Origin of the sequence: Amycolatopsis sp. MJM2582, assembly GCF_000754115.1 — a bacterium.
Classification (GTDB): Bacteria; Actinomycetota; Actinomycetes; order Mycobacteriales; family Pseudonocardiaceae; genus Amycolatopsis; species Amycolatopsis japonica.
Map to the genome: position 1 here is coordinate 960,651 of NZ_JPLW01000003.1, position 15,046 is coordinate 975,696.

13 protein-coding genes are annotated in these 15,046 nt (G+C 70.2%); 6 read left to right on the forward strand and 7 right to left on the reverse strand.

Annotation, left to right across the window (positions count from 1 at the left end; all coding sequences use genetic code 11):
* Nucleotides 1–21: 21 nt before the first annotated feature.
* Nucleotides 22–1,425 carry a protein kinase gene (locus ED92_RS23370; RefSeq protein WP_037342031.1) on the reverse strand — a complete coding sequence of 468 codons (1,404 nt, stop codon included), beginning with the start codon at nt 1,423–1,425 and terminating at the stop codon, nt 22–24.
* A 102-nt stretch (nt 1,426–1,527) separates the two neighbouring features.
* On the opposite strand from ED92_RS23370, the gene eccD reads away from it, so the two are divergent.
* Nucleotides 1,528–2,910, forward strand: coding sequence for a type VII secretion integral membrane protein EccD (eccD, locus tag ED92_RS23375; protein ID WP_037342033.1), 1,383 nt, complete (start codon nt 1,528–1,530; stop codon nt 2,908–2,910).
* Between the two features lie 4 nt (nt 2,911–2,914).
* A complete protein-coding gene (gene eccB, locus ED92_RS23380) occupies nt 2,915–4,348 on the forward strand; it encodes a type VII secretion protein EccB (RefSeq protein ID WP_037342035.1) in 1,434 nt (477 codons plus the stop codon).
* A gap of 69 nt (nt 4,349–4,417) precedes the next feature.
* On the opposite strand, the gene ED92_RS23385 is transcribed toward eccB, so the two are convergent.
* The 5 genes from ED92_RS23385 to ED92_RS23405 form a co-directional block, all read right to left on the reverse strand.
* Nucleotides 4,418–5,635, reverse strand: coding sequence for a hypothetical protein (locus ED92_RS23385; RefSeq protein ID WP_037342036.1), 1,218 nt, complete (start codon nt 5,633–5,635; stop codon nt 4,418–4,420).
* A 10-nt stretch (nt 5,636–5,645) separates the two neighbouring features.
* A complete protein-coding gene (locus ED92_RS23390; protein WP_037342038.1) occupies nt 5,646–6,062 on the reverse strand; it encodes a hypothetical protein in 417 nt (138 codons plus the stop codon).
* 12 nt (nt 6,063–6,074) lie between these two features.
* Nucleotides 6,075–7,502, reverse strand: coding sequence for a hypothetical protein (locus ED92_RS23395; protein WP_037342039.1), 1,428 nt, complete (start codon nt 7,500–7,502; stop codon nt 6,075–6,077).
* A gap of 11 nt (nt 7,503–7,513) precedes the next feature.
* On the reverse strand, nt 7,514–7,891 hold the full coding sequence (locus tag ED92_RS23400; protein WP_037342041.1) for a hypothetical protein: 378 nt from the start codon (nt 7,889–7,891) through the stop codon (nt 7,514–7,516).
* 66 nt (nt 7,892–7,957) lie between these two features.
* Nucleotides 7,958–11,929, reverse strand: coding sequence for a type VII secretion protein EccC (locus ED92_RS23405; RefSeq protein ID WP_037342042.1), 3,972 nt, complete (start codon nt 11,927–11,929; stop codon nt 7,958–7,960).
* A 129-nt stretch (nt 11,930–12,058) separates the two neighbouring features.
* Here ED92_RS23405 and ED92_RS23410 point away from each other — a divergent pair, with 129 nt between their 5' ends.
* Both ED92_RS23410 and ED92_RS23415 read left to right on the forward strand, forming a co-directional pair.
* A complete protein-coding gene (locus ED92_RS23410; RefSeq protein ID WP_037342043.1) occupies nt 12,059–12,388 on the forward strand; it encodes a hypothetical protein in 330 nt (109 codons plus the stop codon).
* Between the two features lie 19 nt (nt 12,389–12,407).
* Nucleotides 12,408–12,716, forward strand: coding sequence for a hypothetical protein (locus ED92_RS23415; RefSeq protein WP_037342044.1), 309 nt, complete (start codon nt 12,408–12,410; stop codon nt 12,714–12,716).
* A 206-nt stretch (nt 12,717–12,922) separates the two neighbouring features.
* On the opposite strand, the gene mycP is transcribed toward ED92_RS23415, so the two are convergent.
* Nucleotides 12,923–14,188 carry a type VII secretion-associated serine protease mycosin gene (mycP, locus tag ED92_RS23420; protein ID WP_037342045.1) on the reverse strand — a complete coding sequence of 422 codons (1,266 nt, stop codon included), beginning with the start codon at nt 14,186–14,188 and terminating at the stop codon, nt 12,923–12,925.
* A gap of 120 nt (nt 14,189–14,308) precedes the next feature.
* Between mycP and ED92_RS23425 the strand changes: the two genes are divergently transcribed.
* Both ED92_RS23425 and ED92_RS23430 read left to right on the forward strand, forming a co-directional pair.
* Nucleotides 14,309–14,692, forward strand: a complete 384-nt coding sequence (locus ED92_RS23425) for a YbaB/EbfC family nucleoid-associated protein (protein WP_081975894.1) — start codon at nt 14,309–14,311, stop codon at nt 14,690–14,692.
* A complete protein-coding gene (locus ED92_RS23430) occupies nt 14,689–15,042 on the forward strand; it encodes a hypothetical protein (RefSeq protein ID WP_037342046.1) in 354 nt (117 codons plus the stop codon). Before ED92_RS23425 ends, ED92_RS23430 begins: the two co-directional genes overlap by 4 nt.
* Nucleotides 15,043–15,046: the final 4 nt, after the last annotated feature.

A 15,046-nucleotide genomic window follows, 5' to 3' on the forward strand; every position in this document is an offset into this window, starting at 1 on the left:
CACGACTCCCGCGCAAATCGACTACGGGTTGCAGCGGGCGCCGCGGATCGCGACCGGCTCGGTGGTGTAGATGTGCCGTCCGTCGGTCGCCCTCAGCTGGAAGCAGTACCGGCGCGCCGGGTCGACGGGGACGTCGAGGCTGCGCTGACGGTGGGCGACGAGCTGTTTCGTCTCGAGCCGCTCGCCCGCCATGATCACGACGAAGTCCAGTTCGCCTTGCGCGGTCCAGGTCAGCTGCACGTGATCGCTCTGGTCCTGCGGCGGCGCGAGCGCCAGTTTGACGTCCGGCGCCGGCGCGGAAGCCGCCGCGGGAGAAGGGATCGCGGCCGCCACCGGAACGGCCTGCCCGCCGATCTCCGCCGGGCCGAGGACCAGCGGCAGCACGGCGAGCCCGGCGGCGAGCACGCCGCCGCCCGCCAGCGCGACGGGCTTCCAGGGAAACCCGCGTTCGGTTTTGAGCGGACCGCTGAACTCGCGGATCAGGGTGCGGCCACCCCGCGGCGGCGCCTGCACCACCTGGACGGGCGCCGGGGCCGAGTGGACCGGGACCGCGGGCCGGTGGACTTCGGCGAAGTCGTCGAATTCGACCTCGACGTCTTCTTCTTCGCTTGCCAGGTCTGAGGAATCACCGGTGACGACCTCGCCGCCGGGACGGCTCAGCTTCGTGAACAGCCGTGCCAGCGACGCGACGTCCTGCGGCCGGTCGGCCGGTTCCTTGGCCAGCAACCGCAGGATCGTGGCGGCGAGTTCGCCGGGGACGGCCGGATCCTGGATCGGCGCGACCGGTTCCCGCAGTACCTGGAGGATCCGTTCGCCGGGCTGTTGCCCGGTGTGGCGCGGAAACGGAGGCGTCCCGGTCAACGCGACGTAGAGCACCGCGCCGAGACCATAAAGGTCGGACGCGGGGGAGAGCGTGTCGTCGCGCAGGGTTTCCGGCGCGGTGTACTCGACCGCGTACATCGGGTCGCGCGGGAATCGCCGCCGCAGGGCCACCCCGAAGTCGGCGAGCACGAACTCGCCGGACGCCCGGTACAACACGTTGTGCGGGTTCACGCCACCGTGCAGGACGTCCGCGCCGTGCGCCGCGGCGAGCGCCGACGCGATCGCGGCGCCGAGGGCGAGCACGTCGGGAATTCCCAGCCGGGCACCGGAATCCAGCACACCGGCGAGTGAACCCGGGCACAGTTCGCGGCGGACACCGGACCGGCCGTCGGGATGGGTCAGGACGTCGTCGATCTGCAGGATCGAGCGCGTCGAGCGCACCGCGGCCAGCGCCTTCCGCTCGCGTTCGAGCCACGCGGACGTTTCGCGGTCGAAGGTGCCGGGGAACATCTTGATCGCGAAGTCGTTGCCCGTGGCGGGATCCTTGCCCGCGTACACGGTCGCGATGGGGCCCTGGGCGAGCAGCCCTGTCTCGATGCTCATGACCCCATTGTCGCGCAAGAAGTCCGGATCCGGAGTACTTTCACCGCGGCAGGTTCCTGCCGCCGGTGCCCGGCGGCCCCGTCACTGGCCGACCCTTTTCCCATGCAGACTGCCGGCCTGGTCAGGGTCACCATCACCACTCCGCACCGGCGCATCGACATGGCGCTGCCGGAACACGCGTCCGTCGCCGAAATCCTCCCCGGCCTGCTCGCGCGGGCGGGGGAGGGGATGGCCGACGACGGGGTCGCCGGCGGCGGCTGGCAGTTGCGCCGCGCCGACGGGACGGCCTTCGATCTGGACCGGACGCTGGGCGCGCACCGGGTCCGGGACGGGGAGATCCTCCATCTGACGCCGCGCCGCGCCGAATGGCCGGAGCCCGAGTACGACGACCTCGTGGACGCCATCGCCACCGGCTCCGGCCGCACCGGAAAGGCCTGGGGGCCGCGGCACACGCGGCAGGCCGGGCTGGCCGTGGGCGCGGTGGCGATGTCGTTCGGTCTGCTCGCGGTCCTGCGCGCCGGTCCGCCGTGGACGTCACCGGCGGCCTGGGCGCTGGCGGTTTCCGCGCTGTTGCTGGCGTCGGGTGTGCTGCTCGCGCGGGCGCTGCGCGACGCCGGTGCCGGCGCGGTACTCGCCGCCGTCGCGCTCCCGTTCGCCTTCGCCGGCGGCGGTCTGCTGCTGGCGGGCGACGACCCGATCGGCGAGTTGTCCGCCGGGCACCTGTTGCTGGCGAGCGCGGCCTTGCTGCTCGCGGCCGTCGTCGGCCACCTGGGGGTGACCGCCGCGCCCGCCCTGTTCGCCGGAGCCGCCACGGTCGGCCTGCTCGGGGTGATCGGCGGCTGGCTGGCCACCTTCGACGACCTGGCGGGTTACCGGTCGGCGGCGGTGATCGGCGGTGGGGTGCTCGTGCTCTCGACCACGTTCGCGCCGCTGTCGCTGCGGCTCGGCCGGGTGCCGATGCCGGTGCTGCCGCGATCGACCGCGGATCTGGTCCGCGACGATCCCCAGCCGCCGCTCGACCTCGTGCACGCCGCCGTCGCCAGAGCGGACGCGCTGCTCACCGGGATGCTGGGCGGGGCGGCGATCGTCGCCATGTACTGCCAGCTGCAGCTGATCCGCAGCGACAGCGAGGCCGCGGTCGTCCTCGTCGCCCTGCTCGCGGCCGGATTCCTGGTGCGGGCACGGTTGTATCCGATCCTGCGGCAACGGACGCCGATCCTGGTGGCCGGGATCTTCGGCGCCGGCTGCCTGCTGGCGGGCCCGCTCATGGCGGACCGCTCGCTGCTGCTCGTCCTGGCCGGGCCGCTTTCGTTGGCGGTGGCGGCGGGCGTGATCGCCTCCGGTGTCGTGCTGAGCACCCGCGCCGCCAACCCGTATCTCGGCCGGATCGCCGAGTACTTCGAGATCCTGGTGACGATCGCCGTCGTCCCGGTGGCGTGTTCGGTGCTCGGCCTGTACGGCTACGTGCGCGGACTGGGGGGCTGAACCCATGGCGTCCAAACGGGATCAGCTGCAGGCTTACCAATTCCTGGTGCAGCGCGCGATCTCCGCGCTGGTGACGAGGGAGACCGACCCGGAGCAGCCGCCGTTCCGCCGCCCGTCCGGTGCCGCTTTCGCCGGTGTCGCACTGGCGATCGTGGCGCTGGCGTGCGTCGGGGTCTACGGGATGATCGTGCCCGGCGGGAACAACGCGTGGCGCAAGAACGCCGCCGTCATCGTGGAGAAGGAGAGCGGGACGCGGTACGTCTACCTGGACGAACGGCTGCATCCCGTCGCGAACTACGCGTCCGCCCTGTTGCTGCTCGGCGAACACGGCACCACGGAACGGGTTTCGCGCGAGTCGCTCGCCGGAGTCCCGCGAGGGCCCCGGATCGGCATCGCCGACGCGCCGGACGGCTTGCCCGGCCCCGAAAAACTGCTCACCGGATCGTGGTCGCTGTGCTCCGCGCCCGCGAGCGACCTGGCGGGCAGCCGGATCGAGGAATCGGTGCTGCTGGCCGGTGCCTCGCCGTCCGGTGGCGCGGAACTGGGCGACCAGGCGCTGCTGGTGGAATCGACGTCGACCGGCGACCGGTTCGTCGTGTGGCGCGGGCACCGGCACCGGATCACCGACTACGGCGCCGTCGGCACCGGCCTCGCGCTGACCGCCGAGCCGTGGGCGCGCGTCGGCCGGGCGTGGCTCGACGTGCTCCCGGAAGGCACGCCGATCGGCCCGCTGCCGGTGGCGGCGGCGGGCGAGGTGTCCACCGCGGTGCCGGGCCGGACCGACATCCGGAACGGCATGCTGCTGATGGTGCAGACCTCCGGTGGCGGGCAACAGCACTATCTGGCCGAACGGGACGCCCTGCGGCCGATCAGCGAACTGCAGTACGACGTCCAGCGCGCGAGCGCCCAGATGCTCGCCGCCTATCCCGGCGGTGAACCGAAAACCGTGCCGCTGCCGCCTTCGCTGGCGACCATGTCCCGGCAACTGGACCCCGTCCAGGCCGACGCGGGTGCCGCACCCGCCGCACGTCCGGCCATCGCGCGCCTGCGTGACCAGGACACCACCGTGTGCGCGACCTTCGGCGACGGTTCCGCGGCTCCTTCGCTGACCGTCGACCCCTCGATGCCGCCAGCGGACCCGATGTCCACCACCGCCCGCCGGACCGCCTCCGGAACCCCGCTCGCGGACCGTGTCCACGTGCCGCCCGGCAGCGCGATCGTCGTCGAAGCGATGCCCTCTCCTTCCGCGGCTGCCGGAACGCTCACCGTGGTGACCGACATGGGGCGCCGCTATCCGCTGGCTTCGCCCGATGTGCTGAAGATGCTGGGGTACCCGTCGGCGCGTCCGGTGCGGCTGCCCGCCGGTCTGGTGGCGCGGCTGCCCGAGGGACCGAGCCTCGACCCGGCCGCCGCGCGGCGCCAAACCCTGGGCGGCTGACCCCCCAAGTACGTGAAGGCCCCCTTCACTGCGTCTAGCGCAGTGAAGGGGGCCTTCACGTACAGCGGCTCAGCGAGGGTTCGTCCACCACAGGTCTTCATCGAGCAACTGCACGGAACCCGACTCCGACTCCGCCGGCTGCCGGCCCTGTGCCAGCGTGAACCCGGAGTCCGGATTGCCGCTGGCCGCACGGCCCCGCAGCTTCACCGGAACACCGTCGCTCCCACCGGAAGCGGCCCTGCGGCTGGATCCGTTCCGCCCCGTCGGCTGGTCGCTCGAACCGGGCCGCAGCGTGCCCGCCGTGGCCTGGCCGCCACCACCGTGCGGCGACATCATCGGCGGAACCCCCGTCCCCGCGGACTTCGCTCCCGCCGGGGTCGCCGCACCGGGCTGGATCTCCGAGGCCAGGCTGGGCGCCCGCTTACCCGCGACCGGCTTCGCCGCGCCCGGGAGACCACCGAGGCCGCCCGCCGCGCCCAACCCGCCGAGTAACCCCGACGGCATCGGCGGGAGCCCCGAACCGCCGGGAAGTCCACCGGGAAGACCGCCGAGCGACGGAAGTGAGCCCGCGCCGGAGGGCAGGGGAGCGAGCCCCGCCAGCGAGATCCCGGAGGAACCGTTCTGCCCGCTCAAACCATCGGTCGCCGGGAGTTCGGAACCTGACCCGCCGCCGAAGGAACTCGCCGTCTCGGCGAGACTCTGGAGTTCGGTGAGCGCGGTCATCCCGGCCTCCGCAGCCGCGAGGAAGTCGGTCGGGGAGTTTCCCTCCGCCGACACGGTTTCCTGACCGGGAACCAGATCGGCGGGGGACTCGATGCCCGCGGCCGCGCAGACGCTGAGCATCGAGGTGTCGAAGTTCCCGCCCAGTTCGGTCATTTTCATGCCCGACGCCTGCTGAAGACCGAAAGCCTCCAGTGCGCCGAACGGGGTGAGGGTGGCGATGCGGTACGCCGCGTAGAACCCCGCCACCTCCGCCGCCGTCACCGAGACATGGGAAGCGAGCGACGTCAGCCTTTCGGCGGGTTTGGCCGCGTCGATCCGGTCACCCCAGAACTTGAGCTCCGCGAGTGTCCGCTGCGCCTTCTCTTCGTGCTGTCGTCCGGCGTCGTCCGTCCATTCCGGGGAGAGCTCGCCGACCCGGGTGCTGAGTTCGGCCGCGGTGGTGTCGATCCAGCCGCGTACTTCGGTCCACATGGTCGCGGCTTCGAGCAGAGCAGGGACTTTTTTGGCCTCGGCACCGGCCATCTCGACGTGCATTTCGATGGGAAGCAGCTGGTAGGGAATCATCGATCGCTCCTCAGACACTCGCCTGCGAGCCGTCGGCCGCGGGCGCCTCGGTGGATTCGTCTTGGGACTTCGGGGCTTGGCTGATCGAGCTCGATGCCTGCTTCAGCAGGCTCAGGCCCTGCTGGGCGACCTTGAACGACGACGCGGCCAGTGTCAGCGCGCTCGCCGCGTCTGCGGCGGTGTAGCCCGCGGCGATGGCCTTGACCTTCGTCGAATCCGTGACGAGGTCTTCGGTGATCTTCGCCAGAAAGGCCGTCATCTCGGCCGTCGCGGCCTTGTCCAGCAAGGACATCGCGATGCCCTCGAACAACCCGGTCGCGTTCAGGCCGTCTCCCACCCGGTGAAGCGAACCAGGCATCTCCGGCGCCTTGAGCAGCCCCGAGTAAGCGGCCATCGCCTCGGGATCACCATCGACGAAATCGGGCATGAGCCCCCTCCTTTACTGTCCGGTGCGGTATTTCGGTTCGTCGTGCCCGGCCGGGCCGACCTGCCACAGTTCCTCGTCGAGCAACTGGACGGTGTTTTCGCCGTCCCAGCGCCGTTCGGCGGCGGGTGGCGGGGTGGCCGCGCCCGTCCGTCCGGTCCGGCCCCGCAACGACACACCGGGAGTGCTGTCCGGTTTCCGCGATCGGACGGCGTTGACCTGTTCGGCGGCTCCCGGCCGGATCCCGCTCGACGAATTCGCGCCGCCTGCGTGCGGCGAGTGCATCGCGGGCATCATGCCCGGGCCCGCCATCCCGCCCCCCGCCGCGCGCGCCGAGCCCGCGGCAGCCGCCGTTCCGGCTCCGGGGAGCGGAGCTCCCGGCATCGACGTGCCGAGACCCGTGCCGGACAGAGGAACCTGGCCCGCCGTCGAAGGCACGCCGCCTCCACCTGAACCGGCTCCGGCCGCGCCGCCGTCGAAGCCCGCCAGACTCGGAAGTCCCGAGGAATCACCCGGCAGGCCAACGGAACCCAGGGGATCGGGCAGGGGCGCCAGCGGGGACAACTCGCCGGGTTCGAGACGGCCGAGTTCACCGCCGATATCCGTACCGCCGACCTGCTGCAGGAGCCCGCTCGCCGCCTCCAAGGCATTGGAACCGCTGTCCAGCAAGGACGAAGCGGCGTCCATGAGGGACTGAGGGGTTTCCTGCTCTCCGGGGGATTCCGGAGTGGTCGGTTTCGCGGGCTCGGCCGGTGTCGCGGGTTCGGCGGGTGTCCCGTTCGTTCCGGTCCCGTCGGTGCCGAGGCCCGGTCCGGTTGCAGAGGGATCCGGAGACATCGTCGAGGGCACATGGGCTCGGGGGCCGGTCCAGGCAGCGCCCGTCGCTTGGGGGAGAACCCAGGTGTACAGGGCGACGTAGCTGAGCCCGAGTGTGTTCAGTTCCGTGGCCATCTTTTGCCGATAGAGCGGTTCGTTCTGACCCTTCAGCTTGAGGTCGGCGTCATATTTCTGGTGGAAGTCGTCGTGCAGTAATTTCAAGTTGTTGTACGTGGTTCGAACGTCACTTGCCAGAGTGCGCAGCGCGCCGGCCACATTGGACCGGGTTATTCCGAGGGTATAGGCGACATCCACTTTCAACTCGCCGTTGGTGAAGCCGCCGACCGGATAGGCCGCGCCCGGGACCTCCGCCGTCGCCTGTGTCCACGAGCGCAGCGACTCGATGTCCTTCTCCGCCCGGGTGGCGAAAAGCTCACCGGCGCCGTCCATCCATCCTTGCTCGCCGCGGAGATTCTGTATCTCTCCGCGAAAACGGCTGATCTTGTCGTCGATCCATGCGCGGGCCTCGTCCCACATCTTCGCTGCCTCGTCGAACTTGGCAGCGTGGGGAAGTTCCGCTTCGATCTTCGCGAAGAGCGCGTCGACGGACAAGTCTTCGTTCGACATGTGAATGCTCCCTACTTCGGCTGGACCACTGCGGGCGGGAACTCCGGAGAGACCTCCGGCAACCCGGTGTCCTGCCTTTGCGCCAGATTTTTGAGAATCTCCTTCTTGGCATCCTCGGCCGCCGCGAGGTACTTCGTTCCTTCGTTCCGAACGAACATGGCGTAAGCGCTCAAGCCGTACCCGACGTCAGTGATGAACTTTTGAAGCTCCTTCGTGACCAAAGCGTCCATTCTGACCACCTCGCCGCATTGATCCAGGCCGCCGGCGCAAGCGGGTTCCACCACGCGACGGAGAGCGCCTTCGGGAACTTCCTGAGCGATGGCCACAACCCGTTGCGAGAACACCTCCATCGCTTCGGTATTGCCGTCCGTGTAGTCGCCGAGCCCCATTTCTCACCCCTGAAGTCGAGTCTTCACTGAAAAAACGATGACGTCTCCGCCACGACAGAAACCGGCCTAGGCCGACGGTGGCAGCCAGCCCAGCTGGACCAGGCCCTTGGTGCCGCGCCGGTCGATCAGCCAGCCACGGCCAGGCGGCAGTACCTGTGCGCGCATACCACCGAGCAACGGGCCCTCGTCGCGGTCGCCGGACATCATCAAGCCGGGCGCGCCGACTTCCCTGATCCGGCTGAAGAACGGTTCGAAGATCCCCCGCCCGGCGCCACCGGTCCGGCGGGCCAGCACGAAGTGCAAGCCGACGTCCGAGCCGTGTGCGACGAGGTTCAGCAGAGGCAGCAGCGGATGTTCCTTGTGCGTGGCCACCATGTCGTAGTCGTCGACGAGAACGAAGATCTCCGGGCCCTGCCACCAGTCGCGCGCACGCAGCTGTTCCGGCGTGATGTCGGGGCCGGGCAGCCGTTGTTCGCAGATCCCCGCCAGTTCGGTCAGGAGACCGCGGCTGTACGTGTCGCCGGTGCCGTAGGCGAGCAGGTGTTCGTTGCCGACTTCGCCGAGCAGGCCGCGCCGGTGGTCGATGAGCACGATCTTCGCCTGCTCGGGGGTGTAGGCACGGGTGATCCGGCGGGCCAGCAAGCGCAGGAACGCGGTCTTGCCGGACTCCGTGTCGGCCAGCAGGAGGAAATGCGGGTCCGCGGCGAAGTCGAGCCGGAACGGCGAGAGGTCCTTCTCGTGGATCCCGACGGTGAGTCCGGCGTTCGGTCCGGTGAGTTCGTCGGTCTCGGGAAGTTCCTCGTACGCGAGAACGCCGGGCAGCAGGCGGACCGAGGGCGCGGGTTCGCCCGGCCAGGCCTTGCGGACCGCCTCGACCAGGGCGGCGAGCCCTTCGGCGAGGTCGTCAGGATCGGCTTTGCCGTCGATCCGGGGCAGGGCGATCAGCATCTGGTGGCCCTGCGTGGCGAGCCCCCGGCCCGGCGCGCCGGAGGGCACGCTCATCGCGGCGCGACGGTCGATGGCCGAGTCGATCGGGTCGCCGATCTTCAGTTCGAGCCTGCTGGCGAACAGGTCACGCACGTTCATCCGCAGATCGAACGAGCGGGTGCACGAGGCAACCACGTGCACGCCGAACGACAGGCCGCGCGCGGTGATGTCGTTGACGATGTCCTCCAGCTCCGGGAAGTCGTTGCGCAGTGTCAGCCAGCCGTCGACGATCAGGAAGACGTCGCCGTGCGGGTCTTCGGGGAATTCGCCCCCGGCCCGGAGCCGCCGGTAGGTGACGATGCCGTCGATCCGATGTTCGGCGAACATCCGTTCCCGCTGGGCCAGCACGGCGGCCACTTCGGCGATCGTGCGGCGGACCGCGCCGGTGTCGAGCCGGCCGGACACCCCGGAGACGTGCGGGAGAGCACTGATCGAAGCGAGCGTGCCACCGCCGAAGTCCAGGCAGTAGAACTGGACTTCGCGCGGGGTGTGGGTGAGTGCGAGGCTCGTGATCAGCGTGCGCAGGGCGGTGCTCTTGCCGGTCTGCGGCGCGCCGAGCACCATCAAGTGGCCAGCGGCGCCGGACAGGTCGAGCACCAGCGGATCGCGCCGCTGCTCGAACGGCCGGTCGACGATGCCGAGTGTCGGCCGGAGCGCGCCCGCCTGGTCGGCTGAGCCGGCGGTCAGCCCGCGCCGGGGGTGGACGAGCAGGCCCGGCAGCAGCCCGTCGAGGGTCGGCGACTCGTCCAGTGGCGGCAGCCAAACCTGGTGCGCGGGAGTGCCCTGGCCCTCCAACCGGTCGACCAGGATGTCGAGGAGCGTCTCGCCGACGGCCGTGTCGTCTTCCTCCTGCGCAGCGTCCACTTCTTCGTCGAAGCCGACCGCCGGAGCGACATACGACGTCGTGTACTCGTGCAGCTCCAGTTGTTCCCGCCCGGCCGAGAGCACCGGCACACCGGTGTCGCGCTGGTGGACGCCAGACACGTAGGCGGCGCGGAACCGGTCCATCGGCTCGGTACCGACCTTGAGGAAGCCGTGCCCCGGTGCCCGTGGCAGGTGGAACGCGTCGGCCACGCCGAGTACCGCACGACTGTCCATTTCGGAAAACGTCCGCAAGCCGACCCGATACGAGAGGTGGGCCTCGAGTCCGCGCAGCCTGCCCTCGTCGAGCCGTTGCGAGGCGAGGAGAAGGTGCACTCCCAGCGAACGCCCCACTCGGCCGATCTGGACGAACATGTCGATGAAATCGGGTTTGGCGGACAGCAGCTCCGAGAACTCGTCGCAGATCACCAGCAGGGTCGGGACTTCGGGCAGCGGGGCTCCGGCGGCCCGCGCCTTCTCGTAGTCGCGCAACGAGGAGAAGTTCCCCGCCGCGCGCAACAGTTCCTGACGGCGGATGAGCTCACCGTTGATCGCGTCGGTCATGCGGTCGACCAGATGCAGTTCGTCGGCCAGGTTGGTGATCACCGCGCTGGTGTGCGGAAGCGCGTCCAGCCGGGCGAAAGTGGCCCCGCCCTTGAAGTCGACCAGCGCGAAGTTCAGCGAGTTCGGCGGGTGCGTGACGGCCAGCGCGAGCACCAGCGTCCGCAACAGCTCGGATTTACCGGAACCGGTCGCGCCGATCAGCAGACCGTGCGGCCCCATCCCTTCCTGGGCCGACTCCTTCAGGTCGATCTCGATCGGTGTGCCGTCCTCCTGGATGCCGAGCTTCACTCGCAGCCGGTCCCGGTTCGGCCGGGGCAGCCAGGTGTCGGCCGGGTCGAAGTCGTAGGGGTCGCCGAGTTGCAGCAGTTCGGCCAGGCCCAGTTCGGAGGTCAATGGGGCTTCGCCCCGCAGTCCCGCCGTCAGGCGAAGAGGCGCCAGTTGCCTGGCCAGGCCTTCCGCCGCGACCGCGCCGAGCGTGTCCGCCTGTCCGAGCGGGGCCTCGCCGTCGATCGTCTCGCTGACGAGCGTGCCGTCGGCGTCCACCGCCAGCACGACCGAGGTCCGGTCCAAGGCACGCGGCGGCATCGTGGTGAGGTCCACCACCGTCACCCCTTCCACGCCACCGCCGGTCATCAAGTGATCGGAGCCCGCGACCGATCCGCCGTCGAGCACGACGACCACGTGCGGGCCGGGAACGCGGACGTCCACCTCCGGGTCGAACCGCGGACGTTTGACCAGTTCCTCCTCCAGCATCGATTCCAGCCCCTGGATGCCGGCCGCGAGCAGGCGCAGCGGGCCGAGCGCGTCGGTGCGCTCCGGGTGCAGCGCGTGCGGCAGCCATTTGATCCAGTCCCAGTCGGCGCGCCGGTCTTCGCCGACGCAGACCGCGACGCGCAGGTCGTCGGGCGAATGCAAGGTGGCCAGCTGGGCCAGCATCGCCCGCAGGACGCCGAGCGAGGCACCGCGGTCACCGCGGAGGAAGATCCGGCTGAAGCCGTTGACCGCGATCGCGATGGGCAGCCTGCCCACCGTGGTGTAGGTGGTGATGAACCGGCGCAAAGCCAGCGCCGACAACGGTTCGAGCTCTTCGAGTGGTTTGGTGTCGGGCGCGATCAGGGCCAGTGTCGGGGCCTGCGGGCCGCGGCCGATCCGGGCGACGCCGAAGTCCTGGTCGTTCTTGCGCCGCTCCCACAGCCGGTAGCTCGCGGCCAGTGACCAGAGCGTGGCGGGGTCCGGGTGCAGGTACTCCATCGCCTCGCGCTGACGTCGGACCGAACGGCGCAGCCGCAACCGGTGCTGCGACAGATGGCGCAGGTACTTTCGCCGCGCGTAGGCCATTTCCCGTTTGCTCGGACCGCCGCCCTGCAGGAATCCGGTGACGACCATGCCGAGCATGCCGACGCCCATCAGACCGTAGATGACGAACCGGATCTGCCCGGTCATGCTGCTCGAGTACATCAGCAGCATCGCCGCCATCATGGCGACCATCGGCAGCACCATGAAGATCTGCGTCCACTGCCTGGCGGGCGGCGGCGGAATCTCCGGCGGCGGCTGCAGGATCAGCTCACCGGCGGGTAGTTCCGGAGCCGGCCGACGGCTCGGCCTTTTCACCATGATTGTCGCCACGGCACCGATCGTCCGCGAAGACGGAGCCTGCCGGGCGTCGATGGCAGGAACGTGCCGCGGACCCGGGCGCGGCGTCCCGGCGACCTAGCCTTTCGGAAGAGTGCGAGAGCACGGAAAGGAGAACCGAGCATGTCGTATTGGGATTTGATCGACGACAACACCGCCGCGTTGCGCGCCCAGTCGTCGCGTTTCTCGGAATTCGGCCAGACCATGGCCGACGGTTCGAAGAAGGTCGCCAGTGCGGTCGACGAGGGTGCGGCCGCGTGCAGCGGAACGTTCGTTCCCGCCATGTGCGACGTGGATTCGTCGCGGCGTGGGGAGACCGGTTTCCACGTCGGGCGGACGACCGACACTTCGGACGGGATGATGACCGCGGCGGGCATCATCGTCGACCACGACTCGGAAGCGGCGCGGCAGACCCAGGGATCGGCGACCTACGGCCTCGCGGCCAGGATGTAACTCGGAAAGGAGACTCGTTATGGCGATGAATTCCGAACGCGTCACCGCGCACCGGGAAACCGGTGAAATGATGGTGAACGCCCTCACCACCGACGCGAATCAGCAGATCGACAACGTCAGTCAGCAACAGAACGAATTCGGCTTCCTGTACGACTCGGAAGTGCGCTCCGGTTTCGGTCACGAACTGCTGGAGCACGTGCGGGGTGACATGGCGAAGGCCAGCGAAACCTTCCACACCCAGATCGGGCAGGCGCGCGGTACGCGTGACGGGTTCGAAACCCTGCTGGACGCCCCGCGTCAAGCGGCGCAGGTGCTCAGGTCGATCTGAGTCGGCTGTCCACTGAGGACGGAGGCCCCGGCGAGCTCGGCTCGCCGGGGCCTCTGCCGTCCTTGCCGCTCACGAGGCCCGGTATCGCTTCGGCGGTCGCGCGTGTTCGAGGGGACGGCACGCGTGATCAGGTGGACGACACGCGTGACTGGACGGACGACACGCGCGTCGCCGCGCTCGTCCGAATCGCCACGCACGGGACCAGGTCACCGTTCGGAGAGCAGGAACATCTGCTCCGGGGGTTCCACCGCGGGCGGTTCGGCGGGCAGTGGTGCGGCGCGGCCGGGCCGCCAGCGGCGTCGTCGGCCGCGCAACCCGAGTGCCACCCCCAGTGCGGCCACGACGATTCCGGCGATCGCGGCGGCCGTGAGCCATTTCGCGGCCGCCCCGGTCTCTCTGAGCCGTTCGGCCCGGTCGAGGGCCGCCTGGTCGACCGGCCCCGGAGCATAGGCGGGCAGAGCCGCGGGCTTCTCCGGGTCGAGTCCGTCGGTCACCGCGCGGTAGGGATCGGCCAGGCCCGCGCCGTACGCGGCGCTGGCCCGGCCGCCCCGCGCCGGACTCGCCGTCGCCTTCAGCCGTTCGACGACCTGCGCGGCGGACAAGTCCGGCCACGCGGACCGCACCAGCGCGGCCGTCGCGGAGACGAACGGCGCGGCGAAACTGGTTCCGTCGACGTAGGCGTGGCCCGCCACGCGGGTCGTCGCGAGCACCTTCGCGCCCGGCGCCATGATCCCGACATACGGGCCGATCTGAGAAGCGTTCATCCGGGCACCGTCGATGTCCACCGCGCCCACCCCGAGCACACCGGGATAGCCTGCCGGATAGGACGGCAGCCCGGCGTTCGCGTCCCGCTGGGAGTTGCCCGCGGCGGCCACCACGACCGCGTCTCTGCTGACGGCGTAGGCGACCGCGTCGCGGATGACCGCGAAGTCGCTCAGCCCCGCCAGGGACAGGTTGATCACTTTGGCGTTCTGGTCGGCCGCGTACCGGATCCCGTCGGCCACCACCCGCGGGTCGATCCGCAACGAATCGCCCTGGTCGCTCAAATCCCGGTCGGTGATCCGGACCGGGAGGATCTCCGCGTCCGGGGCGATACCGTGGAAACCGATGCCGGGCACCGGATCGGCGGCGATGACGCCGGCCACCCCGGTGCCGTGCGAAACACAGTCGAACGAACCCGGCAGCCCGCCCGGCAGATAGAAGTCCCTGCCCTGGCGCACCTTCCCCGGCCTGCGGAGCTGGGGATGGTCGGCGTCGACCCCGGAGTCCACGACCGCCACCAGCACCCCGGCGCCGCGGCTTCGCGGCCAAACCCGTTCCGGGGAGAGCAAGCGCTGTGCCCAGGGTTCGGCTTGGACCTCCGCGTGCGCCGGCTCCGGATCACGGCAGGCGCCCGCGGGCGGTGCCGCGTACGCCGGTGCCGCGACCGTGCCGCAGTGAAGCGCGACCAACGCCGTCGCGGCGGCGAGCATCCGATGTCTTTTCACCCTGGCAATCGTCGGACGGCGACCGGTGGACCGGTGCCGGCTGGCCGCAACCTGCCAAGGCGCCGTAGCCGGGGCCCGGTGGCCGCAGACTGGCCAGGAGACGAGGTGGGAGGCACCGTGGAGACGTCCGTCAACAGGTACGACGACTACCGGCGAATGGCCGAGGAACTCCGTGCCGCCCAAGACCGGATCGCGGAGCTGCGGGTCACCGCCGAGTCCGACGACGGGTTGATCAGCGCGACAGTCGGCGGTTACGGCGAACTGGTGGAGCTGCGCCTGGATCCCCGCATCTACCGCGTTCCCGACTCCGCCGAACTGTCGCGCTCCATCAAGGACACGATTCACCGCGCCACTGAGCGCGCCCAGGAACAATGCGCGGCGCTCGTCGCCGGCCACTTGCCGGGCAAGGCCGAGCCTGGTGCGGCCGAGCTGCGGTTCGGACCCGCTTTGCACGTACTCGACCGGCAGATCACGGGGGAGCGCCGATGACCTGGCTGAGCCTGAACGGTGACGACGTCGCCGACATGGACCCGGACGCGACGAACACCTTCATGGGGAACCTGCGTGGCGCTTCCGCGGATCTCCGTGACGCCTGGACCCGTGACAACAACCGGATCGTCGCCGCCACGAGGGTCGGGGAAGGCCTGCTGGGCAAGACGTTCCACGCGCTGTTGACGAACGAGGCGAAGGAGTTCGCGCCGGACAAGGCCAGGGCGGCCGTGGGCACCGTTCCCGGCTTCTACACCAATGTCGCGGATCTCGGCGGGCTGCTGGTGCCGGTCTACGTCGCCCATGACGCCGAGGCCGCCAGGGCCATCTGGTCGTCGGTCAACCGCTGATCGG